Genomic DNA, 24,091 nt, shown 5'->3' on the forward strand with positions numbered 1-24,091 from the left:
GTCAGTGCTTAAAATAAATAAATTACTTCTTAAATGCTTCTTCTAATGGAGGCACAATTTGTTTCTTTCTTGAAACAACACCTGGTAAGTCCATTTTGTTATCTTCAAGTTTTTTACCAAATGCATCTTCAACAACATCTTGTGGTTCACCAATTACCAATAAACGAGTATCAGAATTAAGAATATTTGTAACCATTAAAATGAATAGATCATAACCATTTTCTTTGTTTTGCTTTTCAATCGCTGCACGTAATCCATCTTCACGATCGAAAACTTCCTTCAAATCAACTGTATTAATTTGATCTACACGTACAGTTGTTCCATTCATATCAAATGATTTTGCATCTTGTGAAATTAATACATCATCAGATTTGCTAGATAAGTTAGTTCCAGCTTTTAACATTTCTAATCCATATTTTTCATAATCAACGTCAGCAATTTCTGCTAATTCTTTAACTGCAGCACGGTCTTCATCTGTAGTTGTTGGTGACTTTAATAATAAAGTATCTGAAATAATTGCTGACAACATCATCCCTGCAATATTTTTAGGAACATCAATATTGTGTTCTTTATATTCTTTTAAAATAATTGTACTACTGCATCCAAGTGGTTCTGCATGATAGTATAAAGGTGCTGCTGTTTCAAAGTTTGCAATTCTATGGTGATCAACAACGTGTGTAACTTGAACCTTATCAATATCATCAACACTTTGTTGTTTTTCGTTATGATCAACTAACATAACAGCTTCTACCTCATTTGATGCTGTTTTAATAACACGAGGAGAAGGTTCATTAAAGTAATCTAAAACAAACTTTGTTTCTTCATTAGGTTCACCCAACGCAACTGCTTCTGTATCAGCACCTAATTTATTTTGTAAATATGAATATTCTTTTGCTGCAACAATTGCATCTGTATCAGGATTTTTATGACCAAAGATTAATTCTTTCATTAATAACTCTCCTTTATAAAATTTATCTAATTAAAAGATTATGCCTTTTCACTAAGCTCTGTCAAGCGTGAAACGTAATCTTTTTTTGCTAAATAGTTATCAAATTCATTTAATAAATTTTCGATACGTGGAATTTTTTCTTTTCCTTTTCGATATACAAATGAAAGTTCAAATTGAATTTTGGGATCAAATGAAGCTGTATGCATTTTTTTAATGCCATTATTATTTGCTTGAACATATGAAGCAGGTAAAGCAGTACTTACACCTACTTCACTTGCAAATCGGTAAATCGAATCCGATTTAGTAAAATGAGCAACTTCATTAGGAGAATCTATCATTTGTTTCTTATAAAATTCATTTATTATATTACTCAAGTAATAATCTTTAGGGTATGTAACCCAGTCATCTTTAAGTGTTTTCTTTAGTGAAATTTTAACTGATTTTTTTAAATTATCATTATGATGTAGATATTTTAACTCATCACTTATAATTTTCTTACTTTCATATGGCTTCCAATTCTTAATACTTGAATCAGGTAAATACATTATTCCTAAATCAATTCGATTATCTTCTAATTTTTGCCAAAGTTCTTTTCTCGTTAAAACATGAAATGAAATATTAACCTCTGAATGTTTTTGATAATATTTAACTGCAAAATCAGTGAAAACGTCATTTTCAATTGATGAAAGCACTCCTATGTCAATAGATCCCTGGTTCATTTCAGTTGAACGTTGAATTTGATCTGTAGCGCTACTTACAGTCTCATAAATTTGATGCGTTGCATCAAGCAAAGTATATCCTGCATCAGATAAATGTAACTTTTTCCCTACATTATAAAATAATGGTGCACCTACACTATGCTCTAACTTTTTTATTTGTTGTGTAAGTGCTGGTTGGGAAATCCCTAAGATTTGAGCAGCTTGCGTATAATTCATTGTTTCTGTAAGTTGCAAAAAATAATCAAGGGCTTTAGAAGGTAAAAAACTTCCTTTTGTATTCTTCATATTCGAATTCCTTTCAATAAGTTTATTAACTTTTATACCGGACGTATTTGCATACATATTCTTTTATAACATACTGACAGTTATAAATACATATATAATTCTAAAAATTTTAATTAATAAAACAAAAAAATAGAAGATCTTAGCATAAAGCTAAGTTTCCCCTATTTATTTCAACGTTTTTTTAAGTGCTTGTTGAATTTTTGTTAAATTACTTTCTGGGACTACTTCATAATCAACTCCATCAATTTCTTGCGTTTGACCTTGCAATTGAAGTTGAGTTATATTCTTTCCTCCACGATAATTAATAAAGATTTTTTGCATATCCTCAAATGATAAATTAGTTTTCATATTAGCTGAGAGAACATTTAAAATGCTCTTATATTTAAGAATGCTATTAACAGAAGCCAATTTCTGTAACATTGCTGTAACTACTTGCCGCTGTCTTAATTGGCGTCCATAATCTCCTCGTGGATCTTCATGACGCATTCGAGTATATGCTAAAATATTATTACTATCAATAGTAATTTCACCTTTTTCAAAATGAATTCCATCACTAGTAAAATCTAAATCATTATCCACTTTTACAGGACCAATTGCTGAAGATAATTCTTTTAATCCCTTCATATTGATTTCAATATAATAATTAATCGGAATTTTTAAATAATCCTCAACCGTATTAATGGCTCCACTAACACCATCATATGAATAAGCCGCATTAATTTTATTATTATCTCCATGACCTGCGATTGATACTTTAGTATCACGTGGAATACTTACCAACGTTGTCTTTTTATTATTTACTGCTGCAACCATAATAGTATCTGAACGACCACGATATGTTCTACCGAATTCTCCTGTATCAGAACCTAATATCAAAATCGAAAATGGATGTTTACCATCTAACTTTGTAGTCTGTTCATTCTTGACACTTTGATATGTATTTCCTATTGAATTTTTTGCATCATAGTACATCTTTGCAATCGCTAATGCATCAATTAATAAAAATACACCAATTACTATAGCTATTTTTTTACCCCAACCCATCTTTTTACCTTTATGGTGATGACGATGGCGATGATGATGGTGGTGCAAATCACCGTGTTCAGTCATATTCGAACCTCCATAAATTAAACTCAAACAAAATAATTATAGCAATATGTCAAACAATGGTAAAGTTTAGAAAAATTTAATTAATCCAATCTTCAGGTTCTTCACGCCATTTTTTTAATATCTCTACTTGAGAATCTGTAATATAATTCATATCTAGTGCCTGATCTATTAATTCCGAATAATTAGTTAATGTTAAGAATTCTAAATTCTTCTTTTCAAAGTTTTGATATACAGCAGGTAATTCATAACTAAAAATAGCTCCTACACCAATAACATCTGCTCCCTCACCTTTTGCAGCATCAACTGCTTTTAATACACTACCTCCAGTAGAAAGCAAATCATCTATTAAAACAGTTTTTGCTCCAGGTTTTAATACACCTTCAATTTGTTTTCCTCGACCATGATCTTTTGGCTTAGAACGAACATAAATCAATGGTAGACCTAACTTTTCAGCAACCAATGTAGCATGTGGTATTCCAGCGGTTGCAACTCCACCAATAACCTCTACATCTGGAAATTTTTCAATAATTTTTTTTGCTAAACCATCTGCAATTTGTTTTCTAATTTCTGGATAACTAATAGTTAATCGGTTATCACAATATATTGGACTTTTAATTCCACTTGCCCAAGTAAATGGATTTTCAGGCGATAATTTTACAGCTTCTATTTTTAATAAATCTTTTGCAATTTTTTTCATTATTTTCCCTCCAACCATTGTTTCTTTACTGTTTTATAAGCTTCAATCACATTTGAAGCTTGAGTAATTGACCGTCCAACAACCAATCCATTTGAATGTTGTTCAGCTGCTTTCTGTGGTGTCATAACGCGTTTTTGATCACCTACATCTTCTCCAAGCAAACGAATCCCAGGAGTTATTTTTAAAAAGTCCTCTCCACAATTTTTATAAATTAAATTTGCTTCATTTCCAGAACAAACAACACCATCAATACCATTATTTTGTGCTAATTTTGCATAATTTATTACACTCTTTTCTAATGGAACATCAACTAATTGTTCATTCTTTAACATCTTAGGTGTAATTGAAGTTAATTGTGTCACTGCTAAAATTTTTGTAGGGTTATTAGTGCTACATCCATTTAAAATCCCTTCTTTTGCAGCTTTCATCATTTCTGACCCACCAGCCGCATGTATTGTTGTTAAATCAACATCAAGTTTGCCAATGACTGTCATTGCTTTTTCTACTGTATGAGGAATATCATGGCATTTTAAGTCTAAAAAGATAGAATATCCTCTATCTTTTAATTTTCGAATTAAATCTTGCCCTTCACTAAAAAATAATTCCATGCCAACTTTTACAAATAAATGTTGGTCTGTAGGAAATTTATTTAAAAATGCAAATGTATCTTCTTTATTTGGAAAATCTAATGCAATTATTGGTTCATTAATTTTCATCATTAAACTCCTTTTTAACTTGCTTTCTCAAACTTTCTAAGCTATCAATATTTAATTCGTCCATTCTTGCAATTAAATTTTCAGCAAGATGAGGGATAATCTCAGCATCATTAAAATGTGCTGATCCAACTGCCACTGCAGATGCCCCTGCTAAATACATTTCAATAACATCATCAACGGTTTCAACACCACCCATTCCAATAATAGGAATATTAACAGCATGTGCAACTTGGTAAATCATTCTAACAGCAATTGGTTTAATTGAACTACCAGAAAATCCTCCCATTTTATTACCAATAACTGGCTTACGCGTTTTAACATCTATATGCATTCCTAAAATTGTATTAATCATCGAAATTCCATCTGCGCCACCATTTTCAACTGCTTTAGCAATTTCTACTATATCTGTAACATTTGGAGAAAGCTTAACATATACTGGAATTTGACCAGTTACTTGTTTAACTGCTTTTGTAATTTGCTTAGCAATTTCTGAATTTGTACCAAATGCCATACCTCCCTGTCTGACATTAGGACAAGAAATATTTAATTCTAATGCATCTAGTTGACCTGTTGATGCCAATTTATCAGCAACTTCCACATAATCATCAATAGTTGTTCCACCAATACTTCCCATAATTGGTAAATCAGGATATTTCTCACGTAAAGCAGGAATTTTTTCACTAATCACAACATCAACACCAGGATTTTTTAACCCTACAGAATTTAAAACTCCATTTGCTAAAACAGCAATTTTTGGATCTGGATTTCCTATTTTTTCATTAAGAGTTGTAGTTTTAATTACTAATGCCCCTAACTTATTTAAATCAAATTTTTCTGCTAAAGCCACATCGCCAAATCCAAAGGTCCCACTCGCTGGCATCAATGGATTTTTCATTGAAAGTCCTGGTATTTTAATTGCTAATCGGTTATTCATTAAAATTCCTCCTTGATGAAAATTATTTTATCTATAATGCACTTGTACTTAAAGCGCGATTTTCAATTGATTTTAACAATGCATCTGCTGTAGATAAAGCAGTAACTAATGGAATATTATGTTGAATTGCACTTTGGCGAATTATAAATCCATCTGAGTTGTGTTCAATATCATGCCCCATAGTATTAATTACTAAATTAATATCTTGATTTTGAATTTTATCAATCAAGTTTGGATGATCTTCATGAATTTTATTTACTTTAGTAACATGAATTTTATTTTCTTCAAAGTATTTAGCGGTACCTGAAGTTGCGATTATTTGATATCCAATTTTTTCAAATCTTTTAGCTAAGAGTAAAGCATCTTTTTTATCATGATCATCAATTGTAAATAATACTTTTCCATTAAGTGGTAATTTCATATTTGCAGCTTCAAATGCTTTATACAATGCTTTTTCAAATGTTCTATCTTGTCCCATTACTTCACCAGTTGATTTCATTTCAGGTCCAAGTAAACTATCTACATCTGTCAACTTATTAAATGAAAATACAGGTGCTTTCACATAAACATTCTCTTTAATCGGTGCTAATCCACTAATATATCCTTGATCTTTAAGAGATTCACCCAACATAACTTTTGTTGCTACTTGAGTCATTGGAATATTTGTAATTTTACTCAAAAATGGAACAGTACGGCTTGCACGTGGATTGACTTCTAAAACATAAACTTGATCATTATGAATAATAAATTGGATATTCATCATTCCAATACAATTTAATTCCAGTGAAAGTTTTTCTGTAATTTCAACAATTGATTGTTGAATTTCAAATGAAAATGATTGTGGAGGATATACAGCCATTGAATCACCAGAATGAATACCTGCTTGTTCAATATGTTCCATAATTCCAGGGATTAAAACATCTTTTCCATCACAAATTGCATCAACTTCACATTCTTTTCCTGTTAAATATGCATCAACTAAAATTGGATGAGACTGATTAGCTACTTGATGTTCTTTTAAGTATGTATCTAATTCATTTTCAGAATAAATTATTTCCATTGCTCGTCCACCTAATACGTAACTTGGACGTACTAAAACAGGATAACCAATTTTCTTTGCAATTGACTTAACTTCATCATTAGTCGTTGCCGTTCTACCTTCTGGTTGTTTCAAATCTAATTTTTGAATTGCTTTATCAAATAATTCACGGTCTTCAGCTCGATTTAAATCTTCTACAGTTGTTCCTAAGACTTTGACGCCATTATTACTTAATTTCTCTGCTAAATTAATTGCAGTTTGCCCACCAAATTGTAAAATAACGCCTTCTGGTTTTTCCAAATCAATTACATTTAATACATCTTCAATTGTTAGAGGTTCAAAGTATAATTTATCTGAAATTGAGTAATCCGTAGAAACAGTTTCTGGATTAGAGTTCATTACTAATGCTTCGTATCCCATTTTTTGTAAGGCTTTTACACAGTGTACGGTTGCATAATCAAATTCAACACCTTGCCCGATTCTAATAGGACCTGATCCTATTACTAAAACTGATTTTTTTGAAGTTCTAATACTTTCATTTTCTTCTTCATATGTGCTATAAAAATATGGTGTTTGTGATTCAAATTCTGCTGCACATGTATCTACCATTTTGTAAACTGGGACAATATGGTTTTTAATTCTAAATTTTCGTACTTCAGATTCTTTCATTTTCCAAAGACGCGCAATTGTATAATCACTAAAACCATATTCTTTTGCATCCTTTAAGCTTTCAACATTTTTGCAATTATTCAATAAATCTTTCTCAATCTCTACAATATGCTGAATAATACTTAGGAAATATCCATCAATTTGAGTCAATTCATGAATTTCTTCAATAGAGTAACCTCTTCTAAATGCTTCAGCTAAATAGAAGATCCGATCATCTTGAATATTGACAAGATGATTTTCCACTTCTTCATCGCTGATTGAACTATCATCGAAATCTAACAAATCAGTTTGGTCAATTTCTAGTGAATGTACAGCTTTTTGGATTGATTCTTCTAAATTACGTCCAATTGCCATTACTTCACCAGTTGCTTTCATTTGACTTCCTAAATTACGATTTGCATCTCTAAATTTATCAAATGGGAAGCGAGGAATTTTAGTTACAACATAATCTAATGCAGGTTCAAATTCAGCAAAAGTTGTTTTTGTAACAGGATTTTTAATTTCATCAAGTGTCAATCCCACAGCAATCTTAGCAGCTAATTTTGCAATTGGATAACCAGTAGCTTTAGATGCAAGTGCAGATGAGCGTGAAACACGAGGATTTACTTCAATTACATAATATTGATAACTATTTGGACTCAATGCTAATTGAACATTACATCCGCCTTCGATTTTTAATGCTCTGATTAATTTTAGTGAACAATCACGTAACATTTGATATTCACGATCAGATAATGTCTGAGTTGGAGAAACAACAATTGAATCTCCTGTATGTGTTCCAACTGGATCAACATTTTCCATTGAACATACAACCATTGCATTATTATTTTTATCACGCATGACTTCAAACTCAATTTCTTTAAATCCAGCAATAGATTTTTCAATCAAACATTGAGAAACTGGAGATAAATCCAATCCATTACTTGCAATTTTTTCTAATTGTTCTGGATTATCACACATACCTCCACCAGTTCCACCCATTGTAAATGCTGGTCGAACAATTACAGGATAACCAATTTCTTTTGCGAAAGACAATGCCTCTTCAACTGTATTAACTGTCTTTGAAGGTGGTATTGGTTCGTTAAGATCTTCCATTAATTTTTTAAATTTTTCACGATCTTCTGCTTCATCAATTGCTTTTAAATTTGTTCCAAGTAATTCAATATTGAATTCATCTAAAATACCTTTTTTATTTAATTCAACAGCTAAGTTAAGACCAATTTGTCCACCTAAAGTTGGAAGCAATGCATCTGGATATTCTTGTCGAATAATTCTTTCGACTGATTCAACGGTTAAAGGTTCAAGATATACCTTATCTGCAATTTCTTCATCAGTCATAATAGTTGCTGGATTAGAATTAACAAGTACAACTTCATATCCTTCTTCTTTAAGAGATAAACATGCTTGTGTACCCGAGTAGTCAAATTCAGCTGCCTGACCAATAATAATAGGGCCAGAACCTAAAACCATAATCTTGTGAATATCTGTTTTTTTAGTCACGATTTTCATCCTTTCTTAAATCAACCATTCGCATAAAATCATCATATAAACTTACCACATCATGAGGTCCAGGAGCGGCATCTGGATGAAATTGCACAGAAAATGCGGGATATTTGCGATGTCTAACGCCTTCAATTGTATGGTCATTTATTTCAATATGAGTTGGCATTAAATCTGTATTCTTTAATGAATTTGGATCTACTGCATATCCATGATTTTGTGAAGTAAATGCAATTTCTCCTGTTGCAATTTCTTGAACTGGATGATTAAATCCTCTATGACCAAATTTCATCTTAAATGTATCAGCTCCATTTGCTAAACACATTAATTGATGCCCTAAACAAACACCCATAATAGGTAATTTACCCATCAAATTTTGAATCATTGTAATAGCATTTGGAAGACTCTTAGGATCACCAGGTCCATTTGATAGTAATACTACATCTGGATGTAAACGTAAAATTTCTTCTGCTTTCACAGTATATGGCATAACAATGGTATTGCAGTCTCTTTGACTTAATTCTCTTAAAATGCTATGTTTTGCTCCAAAATCCACAACAACAATATTTCTTTTAGTGCCTGGGTTTGGATATGGCTGTTTAGTTGATACTTGATCTACTAATTGATCTGTCAATACCGTTGCTTTTAACTGCTCAATTGTATGATTTTTGTCTTCAATAGAGTTTACTAAACAACCTTTCATTGTCCCGTGATTTCGAATTATTTTAGTTAATTTTCTAGTATCGATTCCACTAATACCAGGAATTGAATTTTGTGTTAAGAAATGATCCAGTGTATCTTGCTTACGCCAACTATTGGAATATCTTGCAACTTCACGACAAACTACACCACGACATTTTGGTTGCAAAGATTCATAATCATCTAAGTTAACACCATAATTTCCAATTAATGGGTTAGTAAATACTAATATTTGATTTGCATATGATTGATCTGTAATTGCTTCTTGATATCCTGTCATTCCTGTAGAAAAAACTACTTCTCCAGTTGCAATTTGTTTTGATCCAAATGCTTCTCCTTCAAAAACACTTCCGTCTTCTAAAACTAAATACCTCTTCAAATTATTTAACTCCTTCTTCAGAATATGCTATTTTGCCACTTACAAACGTTAAAACAGTTTTACCAAATAATTTTGTATTTACAAAAGGCGTATTCTTACCCTTTGATAAGAAATCATTTTCATTTAATTCAAATGGATGATTTAAATCAAAAACTGCAATATCTGCTTGATCAGAAATTCTAAGCATCCCTGCATCCTTTAAATTAAATAGACTAGCTGGCTTAATTGCCATCCAATTTACTAGTTGTGTTAATGTAAACACATTATTTTTAACAAATTTTGTATATAAACTTGCAAATGCAGTTTCGCTTCCGGTAATTCCAAAACATGCATTTTTAAATCCATGCTGTTTTTCTTCTTTGGAATGAGGTGCATGATCTGTAGCAATCATATCTATTGTTCCATCAAGTAATCCTTCAATTAATGCAGCTTGGTCTTCCTTAGTTCTTAATGGAGGATTCATTTTAAAATATGCATCATCTTTAGTAATCATGTCATCCGTTAATAATAAATGATGAGGTGCAACCTCACATGTTACATTTACACCATGTTGCTTAGCTAGTCTAATTAATTCTACGCTTTCTTTTGTAGATACATGACAAGCATGATAATGAACTTTAGTTCTAGCTGCCAATACTAAATCTCGTGCTAATTGAGCTGATTCACATTCACTTAAAATTCCTGATAATCCCAATTTCTCCGCATTTTCCCCTGCGTTCATAACTCCATCGAATTTCAAGGAATCATCTTCAATATGCTCTGCTAATGGTAATCCAGTTTTTTGAATGTGCTTCATTGCTTGAAACATTGTTCCACCTTTTTGTACACCATGTCCATCATTACTGAAGCCACAAACTCCTGCATTTTTCATTGCTTGATAATCAATTAATTTATCTGAAGTTAAATCTTCAGTAATTGGGGCATATTGAAAAATATGTACTATACTTTCTTTTCTATTATGTTCAATCATACTTTTAATTTCATTTAATCCATTAGGAACCGGTTCAACATTTGCCATAGCACAAACTGTAGTAAAGCCACCATGTGCAGCAGCCAAACTTCCACTATGAACATTTTCTTTATATGTTTGACCTGGATCTCTATAATGCACATGTACATCAACTAATCCTGGTGTTACAATTTTTCCAGTAATGTCAATAACTTTCATTTCACTACTTGGTTTTATTTTACCTATTGCAGCAATTTTATTATCTTTTATTAAAACATCTGCATTAACAAAAGCCTCATTTTGATATACATGTCCATTTTGTAATAAAATTTGCATTATTTTAATCCTCCTAATTTATTTCCTCTTAAAACTGCCTCTATCATTGCCATTCTCATATAAACACCATTTTGCATTTGATTGAAAAATCTTGATCTCTCAGCTTCAACTAAATTTGAAGATAATTCAACATCACGATTAATTGGTCCTGGATGCATGATAATTGCTTCCTTCTTCATTTGTTGGTAACGTTTATTAGTTAAACCATATTTCTCATGATAATTTACAGCTGAAAAATCATTTTCATTATTGTCGCCTGCATGTCTTTCATGTTGAACACGCAATAACATAACCGCATCAAGTTGATCAATTACATCATCTAGTTCACATCTTTCACCGTATTTTTCAAATTTTTGATCATACCAATATTCTGGGCCTGCAAAATAAAGTTTTGCGCCTAGTTGATGAAGAAGTTCCATATTGCTACGGGCTACTCTAGAACTGGTGATATCCCCTGCAATCGCAATTTTTAAATCTTTAAAATGTCCAAATTCTTCATAAATTGTCATTAAATCTAACATACATTGTGAAGGATGTTGTCCACTTCCATCACCACCGTTTAAAATTGGCATTTCTAAATGTTGATCTTCATTTAATGAAATTAAAGATTTGTAATATTCATTTTGAGAATGACGAATGACACACATATTTACCCCTAAAGCATTTAAAGTTAATAAAGTATCATACAAAGTTTCACCCTTATTAATTGATGAATGTTCTGGATCAAATGAAATTACTTGAATTCCTAATTTCTTTTCTGCCATTTCAAAACTTGTATGTGTACGTGTTGAACTTTCAAAAAAAAGATTTGATGCATATACAGGTTCTGTTAACTCTAATTGATATGTATTATCTTTAAATTTTTCTGCATGTTCAATCAAACTTAATACTTGATCATTTGTTAAATCTTCAACAGTTACAAAATTCTTTAATGCTACATTCTTCATAATCAATTCACCTCATTTTTTTTATAAAAAATAGCCTATCTGAATCCAGATAGGCTTTGTTAATATGGCTTGTCATTTTTGTGTATCACAACAGAAATACCAACCGTTTTGCCCTCTCTGGAGTCAATTAAATGGTTACTATTTAAAAATCAGTCATTTTCTTTTATAAGATCAATTCCATCTTTGCCATCAATTTCTTCAACAAAAACTGATACTTGCTCATTCAAAGCAGTTGGAATATTTTTTCCGACAAAGTCTGCTCGTATTGGTAATTCACGGTGTCCACGATCAACTAAAACTGCTAAATTTATTTTTTTAGGTCTTCCTTGATCCATTAATGCATCTAAAGCGGCACGAATAGTCCGACCAGTATATAAAACATCATCAACTAATATTACATGTTTTCCAGTAATATCAAATGAAAGTTGAGAGTCTCTTACAACTGGATCTTCTTTATGTTCACGATCATCACGATACATTGAAATGTCTAACTCTCCAACAGGAATTTTAGCACCTTCCAGTTGCTCTAAACGTTTAGCAATACGTTGAGCTAAGTACACACCACGTGTTTTAATGCCAACTAAAACTAAGTTATCAATTCCCTTATTACGTTCGATAATTTCATATGTCATACGTGTTAGTGCACGCTTAACAGCCATTGAATCGTAGATTTCTTTTGACAAAATTATTCCTCCTAACAAAAAAGACTTAGCCATATACAAAACTGATTTCGCATAGACTAAGCCAGTAATCACTCTGCTTACCTTGTTAGCCTCACGGGACTAGTTTTAAAGGTCTTTTTCTATTTCTTTTAATTTACCTTTATTTGTTTAAATTGTCAAGCTTTCTTAACATTTTTTGAAAATTTTGTGGCAAATCGGCTGAAAATAATAGTTCTTTGCCAGTTGTAGGATGCTTAAATCCTAATACAGCAGCATGTAAATATTGTCCTGTATTACCAATAACTTTTTTAGGACCATATAATGGATCACCAACTAATGGATGACCAATATATTTCATATGAACGCGTATTTGATGCGTTCTTCCTGTTTCTAAAATACATTTTACTAAAGTAAAGTTTTGATATCGTTTTAATACTTCAAAATGTGTGACTGCCCTTCTACCATTTTTCACAACTGCTTGTTTTTTCCTGTCTTGAGGGTTCCTACCTATTGGTGCATCAATTGTCCCCTTATCTTCTTTTATGTTTCCATAAACTAATGCAATATACTCTCGTTTATTAGTTTTCTCTTTTAATTGTTTTGCCAAACTTTGATGTGCCACATCATTTTTAGCAACCATTAATAATCCAGAAGTATCTTTATCAATTCTATGTACTATTCCTGGTCGAAAAGTACCATTGATTGTTGATAGCGGAGAATGATAAAGTAGCGCATTGACTAATGTATGTTTTTCATGTCCTGGTGCAGGATGAACAACCATTCCTTGTGGTTTATTTACTACAATTACATCGTTATCTTCATAGACAATATCAAGATCAATATTTTCTGGTTCCAAATCTATTTTTTTAGTTTTAGGTTTTATTAGTTTGATTTGGTCTCCAGATTTAACCTTATACTTCGGTTTTTCACTTTTGTTATTTACTGTTACATTACCATTTTCAATTAAATTTTTAATTTGGGATCTAGAAATCTCCGGTAAAAGTATAGCTAAGACTTTATCTAATCTTCCTTTTTCATCTAAAATTTCAAATTCATACATCATCTTCACCTTTAAATAAAGCAATAATTAGTAAAACAACTCCAATTGTTAATGCACAGTCAGCGATATTAAAAATCGGAAAATTAATAAAATCTAATGTAAACATATCTATAACATAACCTAATCTCAACCTATCTAAAAAGTTTCCTAATGTACCACCAATCATAAAAGCTAATGCTAATGCAAATAATTTATCATGATTATTTCTTTTTAGTAGAACAACCATTACGATCAATGCAATTATTGAAATGATAAAAAATAATAATTGTTGTCCAGCAAAAATGCTCCACGCCGCTCCTGTATTACGTACATTGCTTAATGATAAAATATGTGGAATAAATGAAATTGTAGTATTTAATGGTATATGAATTACAATTTGCCATTTAACTATTTGATCAATTACTAAAATAATAAAACTAATAAAAATATATCCTAAAAATGACATTGAATGCCTCCAAGCCCTTAAAATGCAATTTTATAATACAAAATATTATTTACTTAATGCAGTTGTTAATTTATTTGCTATTTTAGGTAAAGTTAGAAATTCATAAACATTCGACGCTGTTTCGATTTTTATAAGTCCCCATTTGTTTGTTGAAATTGTTTTGATTGCAGATTTCTTAATTACAATATTATTATATAAAATTAAAGCATGATAATTAATTTCATCTTCTGATATTGTTAAATATCTGCCTCTTATTTGTATAAAAGCAACTAAAATAAATAAAATTAATATAATTAAAGTCCAAATTTGAAATACCGTAATTTCAAGCCATAGGAGCATACTAGTTAAAAATATCATCCATGTAAATGACCAACACGTGATTGATGTAGGTATATCTGGTTGACAAAAATATTTTTTATTTTCATTCATTTTATAACTCCTCATTTAAATTTATCTAATTTTTTTACCCCAATATTGGAATAAGTCAGTTCTTAAAGAACCATTATATAATTTACGCTTTTTTGAGGCAATTTGACCATAATATTTTTCAAACTGTAGATCGCTAGTTAAGATATATTTGCTCCAACTTGTTAATGGACGATATATTTCTCCCATTTGATTATAAATTTTATGAACCGATTCACGATCACTTAATCGTTTACCATATGGGGGATTTGATACTATTATTCCATTTACTTTTTCAGTATGGAAATCTTTAAGTGCCATTTGTTTAAACTTAATATTATCTAACACACCTGCTGCTTTTGCATTCACAGTTGAAATATTAATCATTCTACCATCAATATCGTATCCTGAAATATCCAGTTCAATATCACTTTTTATCTTACTTTTAGCTTTTTCTCTTTGACATTTAATTTTTTGGCAAGAAACTTGTTGCCAATTTTCAAATGCGAATTTTCTTTTTAGTCCTGGGGCAATATCTTTCCCTATCATTGCTGCTTCGATCGGAATAGTTCCAGAACCACATGTTGGATCTACAAATGGTAACTCTGGATACCAATGTGAAAGTAACACAAGTGCTGCTCCCATATTTTCTTTTAGTGGAGCCCCTCCTTTATCTAATCGATATCCTCTTTTAAAAAGACTAGAGCCACTTGTGTCTAATGTAACCATTACTTTATTTTTATTAATAATTACTTCAATTGGATATACACTGCCAGTTTCAGGAAATTTTGTTCGCCTATGATATGTTTGATTCATTTTTTCAACAATAGCTTTTTTAGCAATAGATTGAATACTTGGAACATTATGAAGTTGAGATTTTTGACTTTTAGCATTAACTGGAAAAGCGGAATCTAAAGCAAGCCAATCTTCCCAATGAATTTCCTTAACATTTTCAAAAAGTTCTTCAAATGTTTTAGCAGTAAATTGCGACAATACAATTTTAATTCTATCAGCAGTTCTTAACCACAAATTTGTAAAAATCACATCATCAAAGTCACCATCAAAACAAACTCTTCCGTTTTCTACATTGGCTGAATATCCAAGATGTTTCATTTCATTTCCTAATACGCTTTCTATGCCAGCAGCACAAGTAGCAATTAATTTCATAAAATTTCATCCTCACAAAATTTATTTCAGATTAATCTCTAAATTAGTATATAAAATTAAAAAGAGACTATGACTTAAGCCACAGCCTCTTAACCTGTTATATGCAGTGCTCTATAAGCCACGTTCCGTACGTCATCCAACCAGGAATTGGAATCAGTGGTAATCATCTATCTCCGAGTTAAAAACTCGCCCCCATGATTAGTTCATTTCCGTCATGAAGCGCCCCTACCAAAATTTGGGTTACCTGCTCGAGGGGTTTACCGCGTTCCACTAATAATGTTTCCATTATTACTTCGTCACTGTGGCACTTTTCAAGACTACTCAGACATGGCATAATGCTTTAGCCCTTTTGTCTGCCGTTACCTAGAATACACTAGATACCTTGCCTTATTTTTTCAGCAAGCACGATCACTACAGGCATCTCAGCCTGTGCAAGCTTGGACTTTCCTCAGGCTGCAAATGCAACCCGCGATTACCCGAACACTACACAAAATAATTATTTAATTAAAACCGATTACTTTGGTCGTCATCACTGTTAAGTTGAGCACCAAAAACCCGTCGTTCCAAATTAGAAAGACGTTTCAAAATGTCCATATTGGTCATGTTTGAAGTAGGTCTTGCAGTTTGTCCAGATTTACCTACTGCAACCTGTTTTGTAAGTTCATCGACCTTACTTACAAGACGATCGTTTTCCATTTGTAACCGTTGATTTTCTTTAGTAAAAGTTTCATAGTCTTGAATAACTTTATCTAAAAATTCATCAACATCTGCAGGATCATATCCTCGCATTTTAGGTTTAAAATGTTTATTTACGATTTCTTTAGGCGTAAGATTGACATTTTCCATAAAATTACACCTCATCTCCGAATAGGTACTTAACTCATAACATGAGTTATTATATCAGATTTCAATCATTTTGCCAATTATTTTTTTCTTGAAATTCATTCGCGGCTGATTGCAAATCATCCATATTAAATAAGTTAAATTTGTACCTATGATTATAACTATAATTTTTTATTGCTACGAAATCAAATTTAGACTTTCCAGGATATTCTGGATCATAGATTAATGTGGCTTGATCAGTATGTGTTAACATAAATTTTTGAAAATTTTTTAATTGTTGTACTGATTCATATGGACTATTGCTAACACTTGCACAAAAATCAACCTTTTCTTCTAGTTCATGTAACTTTGCCTGATTTGTTTCATTCCATCTGTTTCCAAACTCATTAAAAGGATACATTATTGATGTTTTTAATTCAGGATAATCTGCTTTCATTTCAAGCGCAACTTCTATTGCTAATTGTTCAATTCCTAATTGCCCACTTGAAATTATCCACTCTAATCCTTCGTTAAATTTGCTTTCAAAATGTTTTTTTAATAAATATTTAATAACTGTTACTTTAGGGTCATTATTACTAAAAATTCCTAGTTCATAGTTACGATATCCACTTACCCATAATCTCATAATTAACCTCACTATTTAAAGTTTCTTTGCCTTAAATTTCGATAAATGGTAAAATACCGGGATAGGAGCGTGGTTTTAGATGACATTCAATTATCCAAATGGGAAACCTTACTCACAAAAGAAGAGTAACATATTTCATGAAAAACATAAATCAAAAATCATCTATGGAAATCGCGGAATGTCTTTAGAACAAGAAATTAACGATAGTAATGCTTATTATTTGGAAAATGAAATTGCAGTAATACATAAGAAACCAATTCCTATCCAAATTGTTGATGTTGATTATCCCAAGCGAAGTGCTGCTGTAATCAAAAAAGCTTATTTTAAGACTCCATCAACAACAGATTATAATGGTATTTATCGCGGATATTATTTAGATTTTGAAGCAAAAGAAACTAAAAATAAAACCTCTTTTCCTTTAAGTAATTTTCATGCACATCAAATTAAACATATGAAAGCATGTTTAAAGCAGAAAGGAATTTGTTTTACCATAGTTCGTTTTGTTTTAACTGATGAATTATTTCTGATGCCTTGCAATTTACTCTTTAAATATTGGGATAACCAACAAAATGAACGCAAGTCAATTCCCAAATCAGAAATTCAAAAAAACAGTTTTAAAATCAATTACTCTTTACAACCACGAATTCCATATCTTAAATATGTAGATTTATTAATTAAACAAATTGAAGGAGAAGAAAATGAAGGAACAAGATCCTAAATATTCAAGGGTTGCTCGTCGTCAATCAGAACAAAGAGCGAGCAAAAAATCCCCATCGCAAATAATTAAACGGATTTTTTTGATTATATTTGTAACCTTAATAATAGGTATTGCTTTAGGTGCTACCCTATTCTTTTATTATGTACAAAGTGCTCCTAAATTAAGTGAAAGTAAATTATCTAGTCCTGGTTCAACTGTTATTTACGACGCAAATAATAAAAAAATAACCTCACTTGGATCTGATAATCGAATTTCTATTTCTGCTAATAAAGTACCAAAACAATTAAAAGATGCAATTGTATCAATTGAGGACCGTCGTTTCTATGAACAAAATGGTATCGACTTTAAGCGTATTTTAGGTGCATTTTTAAATAATTTGGCTCCTGGTTCTGGTTTGCAAGGAGGAAGTACAATTGATCAACAGTTAATTAAATTGTCATATTTCTCAACTGCAAAATCTGATCAAACTTTAAAGCGAAAAGCTCAAGAAGCATGGCTTGCCATTCAATTAGATAAACACTATTCCAAAGATCAGATTTTAACATTCTATATTAATAAAGTGTTTATGGGAAATGGAAATTATGGGATGGAAACTGCTGCTAAATTTTATTATGGAAAATCATTAAATAAACTTAATCTAGCACAAACAGCTTTAATTGCTGGAATACCAAATGCCCCTTCTTCTTATAATCCATATGCTAATCCTGATCTAGCATTAAAACGTCGTAATGAAGTTTTACAAGCAATGTATGAAAATAAAAAAATATCTGCTGCAGAATTACGTGATGCTAAATCTAAAGATATTAATGATGGATTATTACCAAAACATTCTAATACTGAACAATATAGTGAAAACACCAAAATAGCCGATTCATATATTAAAGAGGTTATTACTGCTGCAGAAAAGAAGGGATATAAACCATATTCTCAAAGTTTAAAAATCTATACTAATTTGGATATGGATATCCAAAAGAGAATGTATGAAGTAGCTAATACTAATGATTACATAACTTTTCCAAATGATGAAATTCAAATTGCTTCAACCGTAGTTGATCCAAATAATGGTAAAGTTGTTGCAATGATTGGTGGTCGTAAAAATAGCGATGTAACTTTTGGATTAAACCGAGCAGTTCAAACAGATCGTACTGACGGCTCCACTGCTAAGCCATTAATGGATTACGCTCCTGCAATTGAATATAATAGTTGGGCAACGTATCATTTACTCGAAGATGAACCATATACTTATCCAGGCACTGATATACAACTTTATGACTTTGATCATAAATACGAAGGTAATATGACAATGCGTGAAGCTTTGATCGAATCACGTAATATTCCTGCAATTCATGCCTTATCTAGCGTTGGAATTGATAAAGCAACTACTTTCTTAAAGGGACTTGGATTTAGTTTTAAAAATAAATTAAATTATCAAAATGGGATTGGAATTCCATCTTCAACTTTACAAAATGCTGCTGCATATGCTGCTTTTGCAAATGGCGGAATTTACTACAAGCCACAATATATCAATGCAATTGAAACGCCAGATGGAACTGTCAAAGAATTCTCTAGTCATGGTAAACGTGCAATGAAAACATCTACTGCATATATGATTACTGATATGCTTAAACAAGTTATTACATCCTCAAAAGGTACAGGTACAAAAGCAAATATCAGTGGCTTATATCAAGCTGGTAAAACTGGGACAAATGCTTATCCATCTGATGTAGCAAGTAAATTCCCTTCTGGTGCTATAATGGATTCGTGGTTTAACGGGTATACAAAGAACTACTCTGTTTCAGTTTGGTTAGGATATGACCATCAGTATGAATCAGGAAATTATATGGTTCAGTCTACTGCAAGTTTAGCATCACAATATTATAAAGAAATTATGTCATATATGTCTCAAGGTGTAACAAATACTGATTGGACAAAACCAGCTGATGTTTATGTTAAATACATCAATGGTGTTCGAGAACTATACTTATCAGGTTCAGAACCACCTTCAAGTTTATTATATAGTTCTTCAAGTTCTAAAAAATCTATTTCTTCATATAAGAGTGTATTTTCTGAACTTTCAAAATCTTCTTCTGAAGTAAAAAGTTCTTCTCAAAGTTCAGAAGCAACAAGTAGCTCAGTAAATGCAAATAGTGAACAAGAAAATCAAAATGTACAAAACACTCAATCAAATAGTGAACAACATAATGAAAATACACAACAGAACGAAGAAAACAAGCAACAAGAAAATACAAATACTAGTCATTAAAAAAGAGATGGTATTATACCATCTCTTTTTTTATAAGTGTATTGTTATATAAATGCTTATTAATGCCCTCTTTATAAATTTTATTATATAATAAAATTGTAAGTTAAAGGAGGCTATTCATTATGTCATTAAAAAATGATTTAAAGAATATTGTAATTAATGAAAAGATTTCGGGACCTTTTATTTCAATGTATTTGCCTTTATATCCAAATAATGGCAATTATCGCTTTGATGATACTGAATTTAATAGTTTGTTATTAAAAGCAAAAAAATTGTATGCTCAACAATTTGGGGATAAAGGTTGGCAAAAATACGATAAAAAAATTAAAGATACTAAAAATGATATAATCTTTGATTATGCACAGTCAAAATCACTAGCTGTCATTATTGGTAAAGAAGCAACATATCATTATTATTTACCACGTAAAGTTGATTTACAAGTACATGTTAGTGAAAGCCCTTATATCCTACCTATTATTTCAGGAATTGAATTTATGCCAACATATAATATTCTTAAAATAAGCCGGTCTGGTTTTGAGATGTTTAGTGTTAAAAATGGATTAGTAATTAAAAAGAATTTACCTAAAGAAGCTCCTACTTCTGCAGTAAAAGCATTAGATATTGATACACCCGATCAAAAAATTCGTATGGAACAACGTGGTGGTGCTTCATACGATCAATTTAGAGGAAATGATGTAAAATCTGAAGCAGAGCAGTCAAATATGGAACGCTACTTCCGCATTGTTGATGAATATGTAAATAAACATATTAGTTTAAAAGATCATTTAAATGTTGTATTAATGGCAACTGATGCAGATGCAGGTGAATTCAAGAAAATTTCTCATAATCAATTTTTAAATGTGAAATATGTAATAACAACACCATCTATTATTAACCATGAATCATTAGAAAAAGTTACTAAAAAGATAAATGAGGACTTCATCAATAAAAAACAACAAAATATTGAGCAAGCTATTGATATTGCTCATTCAAAAAAGCGATTCTTAGATAATCTAGAAGATATTAAGCAAGCTGCTATTGAAGGACGTCTGGATCAATTAATTATTGCATGTCAAGATGTTGATAATGAAATCGAGTCTGAAAAACAAATTCAGGAAAATGAAATTGCAATTTACACATTAGTATATGGCGGACAAGTTACAATGATTAATCAAAATGTTATAAATAATAAAGAAATTGTCGGCATCTTACGTGGAATTTAATAATAAAAATAAAGGACTATGGATAAAATCCATAGTCCTTTATTTTTAATTATTATTTGAAAATTTTATTAATGGAATTTTAGGCTTAGAGGTATTCCCTGAAAGCTTAGGCTTTTCTTTTCCCCTACGTTGATCTCTTACTCTTTGAACATCATTAGCATTCTTTATTCCTCTATTTTCCCATGAAATTAAAATCTTATCCATATATTTCAAACTATAAGCATTACTTAATATAGCCTCTTTTAATGCTAATATGATTAATTCAGCAGAATAGTTATCTTCGGTTAGCCAATTATCTACCATTTCAATTTCAAAAGATGATAATTGTCTACCAAATTCCTTTTGAATCCTTAAAAATACATCTTCACGACTAGTATTATTTTTTTTAGTTTCTTCTTCTTTCTCATTTTCATTTAAAACTTTTACAATCTTTTTGTATAAAGGAGTAAAACTATATTTATCATCGTTTCTGCCTTGACTATCTTTTACAGAATTCAAACTTATTATGCCCTTTTGAATTAAACTATTTAAAAGAGAATAAACTTCAGCATCTGTTTTATCCATTATTTGAGAGATCTCCTGAAAATTTAAAATATAATTTTCACTTTTTAAGACAGAAAGCAATTCAATTAAAAATACAAATTCAGTATCATTTAATCCTAGTTTTTTATAATTATAAAGGATTACATTCGGAATATTTGTACTTCCATCATTTAAAATTTTAAATGCAATATCTTTACCCATAAAAATCTCCCTTCTAACTTAATTATATAACAAAAAAACAGAGAGGCTGTTACATAAAATGCACAATCTCTCTTAAATTAATAAATATTAAGGATAAATACGATTTAATAAACGTGGGAATGGAATAGCTTCACGTATATGATCTTCTCCAGTAATCCAAGTTACTGCTCGTTCTAATCCAAGACCAAATCCTGAATGAGGAACACTTCCATAACGACGCAAATCTAAGTACCATTCATAATCTTTGATGTTTAATCCAGCATTCTTAATTTGTTCTTCTAGATACTCTGCATCAGTTGCACGTTCTGATCCACCAATAATTTCACCATATCCCTCAGGTGCTAATAAATCTGCACAAATTACAATATCATCACGTGTTGGATGTGGTTTCATATAAAATGGTTTAATTGCCTTAGGATAATTCATTACAAATACTGGTTTACTAAAATGTTCTGCCAAGTATGTTTCTTCAGGAGATCCAAAATCTTCTCCCCACTTAACATCTGGAAATTCTCCAGATTCTTGTAATAATTCAATTGCATCATCATATGAAATACGTGGATATGGAAGTTCAGTATAACGTTTTAATGTTGTTTTATCTCTTCCTAAAATATCTAATTCATAATCACAATGATCTAATACGTTTTGTACTAAATATGCAATATATCTTTCTTGGAGCTCCAAACTTTCTTCTTGGTGCATAAATGCCATTTCAGGTTCAATCATCCAAAATTCAATTAGATGTCTACGAGTTTTAGATTTTTCTGCACGGAATGTTGGTCCAAATGAAAATACTTTTCCATATGCCATTGCGCCAGCTTCTTCATAAAGTTGACCAGATTGTGATAAATATGCATCACGATCAAAATACTTTGTATGGAATAATTCAGTTGTGCCTTCTGGTGCACTTCCTGTTAGAATAGGAGCATCAATTTTAATAAATCCTTCATTGTTAAAGAATTCATATGTTGCACGAATAATTTCGTTACGGATCTTCATAATTGCAAATTGACGCTTTGAACGTAACCATAAATGACGATGATCCATTAAGAAATCTGTTCCATGATCCTTAGGAGTAATTGGATAATTTTCACTTTCACCGACTATTTCTATATCTTCGATTTCAATTTCATATCCAAAATGTGAACGAGAATCTTCATGAATTGTTCCCACCACATACATGCTTGTTTCTTGCTTTACTTCTTTAGCAATCTTAAACACTTCTTCGGAAACATTATTTTTTACTACAACTCCTTGAAAATAAGCTGATCCATCTCGCAATTGTAGAAAAGCAATTTTTCCGCTTGAACGTTTATTTGTCAACCAAACTCCAATTTTAACTTTTTCGTTAACATGGTTTTTGGAATCAATAATACTAATTGTCTTCACAAGCTGTTCCTCCTTAATAAAAATTTTTGGTCTTCTATATAATATATTATTGTTCTACTAAATTATAAACTATCTTTGATAATGTGTCATTAAAAAATTAATCATAAATTACTGATATTTTGTAAGATCTTACCATTCTTAAACTCTACCTGTGCATAACATAAATTTCCTTGTTTATTTTTATATGCAACTTCCCAAATTGGAGTTTTACCATCTTTCATTCCAAAAACAGTTTTAATTATTTTCTTAGGTGCAAATTTATTTTCTACAATTTTTTGAGCATCATTTAAAGATATTCCCTTATTTTTATCATAAATAAATATTTTATTTCCTTTTTTAGGAATAGTTACATATATTTTTTGATTATTGTTATTTTCACCTTCGACCGTGTAATATGTGTTATCACGATTATAAATATAGAAGTTATCTACATTTTCAATTTTTGCATATTTTTCTGCCATTTGTGTTGCTTCATGTTTTGCTTCTCTATATGGCATTTGAGCAATCATATAAAATCCCCAAATTAAAATGAAAACCAAAGCAATAATACCGTAAATAATCAAGTGTTTATTACGTTTAATTTGACGTTCAATCCGTGTTGTCATAATTTTCTCCTATC

At 30.8% G+C, this 24,091-nt stretch carries 23 protein-coding genes and 1 other RNA gene; 3 read left to right on the forward strand and 21 right to left on the reverse strand.

What is annotated here, in order from left to right:
* Positions 1–22 precede the first annotated feature (22 nt).
* The 18 genes from QPK35_RS03555 to QPK35_RS03640 all read right to left on the reverse strand — a co-directional run bounded on the left by QPK35_RS03555 (position 23) and on the right by QPK35_RS03640 (position 17,135).
* The gene (locus tag QPK35_RS03555) at positions 23–949 is read right to left on the reverse strand and encodes a manganese-dependent inorganic pyrophosphatase (protein WP_290034099.1); all 927 of its coding nucleotides are present in this window, start codon (positions 947–949) and stop codon (positions 23–25) included.
* A 38-nt stretch (positions 950–987) separates the two neighbouring features.
* Complete coding sequence (locus tag QPK35_RS03560) at positions 988–1,953, reverse strand: LysR family transcriptional regulator (RefSeq protein ID WP_290034100.1); 966 nt, start codon at positions 1,951–1,953, stop codon at positions 988–990.
* Between the two features lie 165 nt (positions 1,954–2,118).
* Positions 2,119–3,063 carry an LCP family glycopolymer transferase gene (locus QPK35_RS03565; RefSeq protein WP_435302714.1) on the reverse strand — a complete coding sequence of 315 codons (945 nt, stop codon included), beginning with the start codon at positions 3,061–3,063 and terminating at the stop codon, positions 2,119–2,121.
* A gap of 76 nt (positions 3,064–3,139) precedes the next feature.
* Positions 3,140–3,760 carry an orotate phosphoribosyltransferase gene (pyrE, locus tag QPK35_RS03570; RefSeq protein WP_290034101.1) on the reverse strand — a complete coding sequence of 207 codons (621 nt, stop codon included), beginning with the start codon at positions 3,758–3,760 and terminating at the stop codon, positions 3,140–3,142.
* The gene (gene pyrF, locus QPK35_RS03575; protein ID WP_290034102.1) at positions 3,760–4,476 is read right to left on the reverse strand and encodes an orotidine-5'-phosphate decarboxylase; all 717 of its coding nucleotides are present in this window, start codon (positions 4,474–4,476) and stop codon (positions 3,760–3,762) included. The genes pyrE and pyrF overlap by 1 nt, the downstream gene beginning before the upstream one ends.
* Positions 4,466–5,410: a dihydroorotate dehydrogenase gene (locus QPK35_RS03580; RefSeq protein WP_290034103.1), complete on the reverse strand. Its 945-nt coding sequence runs from the start codon at positions 5,408–5,410 to the stop codon at positions 4,466–4,468. The genes pyrF and QPK35_RS03580 overlap by 11 nt, the downstream gene beginning before the upstream one ends.
* Before the next feature lie 31 nt (positions 5,411–5,441).
* On the reverse strand, positions 5,442–8,618 hold the full coding sequence (carB, locus tag QPK35_RS03585) for a carbamoyl-phosphate synthase large subunit (RefSeq protein WP_290034104.1): 3,177 nt from the start codon (positions 8,616–8,618) through the stop codon (positions 5,442–5,444).
* Positions 8,611–9,696, reverse strand: a complete 1,086-nt coding sequence (locus QPK35_RS03590) for a carbamoyl phosphate synthase small subunit (protein ID WP_290034105.1) — start codon at positions 9,694–9,696, stop codon at positions 8,611–8,613. Before QPK35_RS03590 ends, carB begins: the two co-directional genes overlap by 8 nt.
* A 1-nt stretch (position 9,697) precedes the next feature.
* Positions 9,698–10,981 carry a dihydroorotase gene (gene pyrC / locus QPK35_RS03595; RefSeq protein ID WP_290034106.1) on the reverse strand — a complete coding sequence of 428 codons (1,284 nt, stop codon included), beginning with the start codon at positions 10,979–10,981 and terminating at the stop codon, positions 9,698–9,700.
* The gene (locus QPK35_RS03600; protein ID WP_435302721.1) at positions 10,981–11,931 is read right to left on the reverse strand and encodes an aspartate carbamoyltransferase catalytic subunit; all 951 of its coding nucleotides are present in this window, start codon (positions 11,929–11,931) and stop codon (positions 10,981–10,983) included. The genes pyrC and QPK35_RS03600 overlap by 1 nt, the downstream gene beginning before the upstream one ends.
* A gap of 146 nt (positions 11,932–12,077) precedes the next feature.
* The gene (gene pyrR, locus QPK35_RS03605; protein WP_290034108.1) at positions 12,078–12,611 is read right to left on the reverse strand and encodes a bifunctional pyr operon transcriptional regulator/uracil phosphoribosyltransferase PyrR; all 534 of its coding nucleotides are present in this window, start codon (positions 12,609–12,611) and stop codon (positions 12,078–12,080) included.
* A gap of 139 nt (positions 12,612–12,750) precedes the next feature.
* Positions 12,751–13,650 (reverse strand): RluA family pseudouridine synthase, encoded by a 900-nt coding sequence (locus QPK35_RS03610; protein ID WP_290034109.1) that lies wholly within the window; start codon positions 13,648–13,650, stop codon positions 12,751–12,753.
* Positions 13,643–14,095, reverse strand: coding sequence for a signal peptidase II (gene lspA / locus QPK35_RS03615; RefSeq protein ID WP_290034110.1), 453 nt, complete (start codon positions 14,093–14,095; stop codon positions 13,643–13,645). Before lspA ends, QPK35_RS03610 begins: the two co-directional genes overlap by 8 nt.
* A 45-nt stretch (positions 14,096–14,140) precedes the next feature.
* A complete protein-coding gene (locus tag QPK35_RS03620) occupies positions 14,141–14,524 on the reverse strand; it encodes an EbsA family protein (RefSeq protein WP_290034111.1) in 384 nt (127 codons plus the stop codon).
* Between the two features lie 21 nt (positions 14,525–14,545).
* On the reverse strand, positions 14,546–15,667 hold the full coding sequence (locus QPK35_RS03625; protein ID WP_290034112.1) for a THUMP domain-containing class I SAM-dependent RNA methyltransferase: 1,122 nt from the start codon (positions 15,665–15,667) through the stop codon (positions 14,546–14,548).
* 109 nt (positions 15,668–15,776) lie between these two features.
* Positions 15,777–16,151, reverse strand: an RNA gene (gene rnpB, locus QPK35_RS03630) — RNase P RNA component class B.
* A gap of 20 nt (positions 16,152–16,171) precedes the next feature.
* Entirely contained in the window at positions 16,172–16,513 is a 342-nt protein-coding gene (gene gpsB / locus QPK35_RS03635; RefSeq protein ID WP_290034113.1) for a cell division regulator GpsB, read from the reverse strand.
* Positions 16,514–16,574: 61 nt separating this feature from the next.
* Complete coding sequence (locus tag QPK35_RS03640) at positions 16,575–17,135, reverse strand: SLOG family protein (RefSeq protein ID WP_435302715.1); 561 nt, start codon at positions 17,133–17,135, stop codon at positions 16,575–16,577.
* 79 nt (positions 17,136–17,214) lie between these two features.
* Between QPK35_RS03640 and recU the strand changes: the two genes are divergently transcribed.
* The 3 genes from recU (at position 17,215) to QPK35_RS03655 (ending at position 21,339) form a co-directional block, all read left to right on the forward strand.
* The gene (gene recU, locus QPK35_RS03645; protein WP_290034114.1) at positions 17,215–17,853 is read left to right on the forward strand and encodes a Holliday junction resolvase RecU; all 639 of its coding nucleotides are present in this window, start codon (positions 17,215–17,217) and stop codon (positions 17,851–17,853) included.
* The gene (locus QPK35_RS03650; protein ID WP_290034115.1) at positions 17,834–20,116 is read left to right on the forward strand and encodes a transglycosylase domain-containing protein; all 2,283 of its coding nucleotides are present in this window, start codon (positions 17,834–17,836) and stop codon (positions 20,114–20,116) included. The genes recU and QPK35_RS03650 overlap by 20 nt, the downstream gene beginning before the upstream one ends.
* A gap of 122 nt (positions 20,117–20,238) precedes the next feature.
* Positions 20,239–21,339 (forward strand): baeRF6 domain-containing protein, encoded by a 1,101-nt coding sequence (locus QPK35_RS03655; protein WP_290034116.1) that lies wholly within the window; start codon positions 20,239–20,241, stop codon positions 21,337–21,339.
* 45 nt (positions 21,340–21,384) lie between these two features.
* Here QPK35_RS03655 and QPK35_RS03660 read toward each other — a convergent pair whose 3' ends face one another.
* From QPK35_RS03660 to QPK35_RS03670, 3 genes are all read right to left on the reverse strand, one after another.
* Positions 21,385–22,083: a DnaD domain-containing protein gene (locus QPK35_RS03660; RefSeq protein ID WP_290034117.1), complete on the reverse strand. Its 699-nt coding sequence runs from the start codon at positions 22,081–22,083 to the stop codon at positions 21,385–21,387.
* Positions 22,084–22,170: 87 nt separating this feature from the next.
* Entirely contained in the window at positions 22,171–23,472 is a 1,302-nt protein-coding gene (gene asnS / locus QPK35_RS03665) for an asparagine--tRNA ligase (protein ID WP_290034118.1), read from the reverse strand.
* A 101-nt stretch (positions 23,473–23,573) separates the two neighbouring features.
* Positions 23,574–24,077 carry a cell wall elongation regulator TseB-like domain-containing protein gene (locus QPK35_RS03670; RefSeq protein WP_290034119.1) on the reverse strand — a complete coding sequence of 168 codons (504 nt, stop codon included), beginning with the start codon at positions 24,075–24,077 and terminating at the stop codon, positions 23,574–23,576.
* Between the last annotated feature and the right edge of the window lie 14 nt (positions 24,078–24,091).

This window comes from Ligilactobacillus cholophilus, assembly GCF_030389495.1.
Classification (GTDB): Bacteria; Bacillota; Bacilli; order Lactobacillales; family Lactobacillaceae; genus Ligilactobacillus; species Ligilactobacillus cholophilus.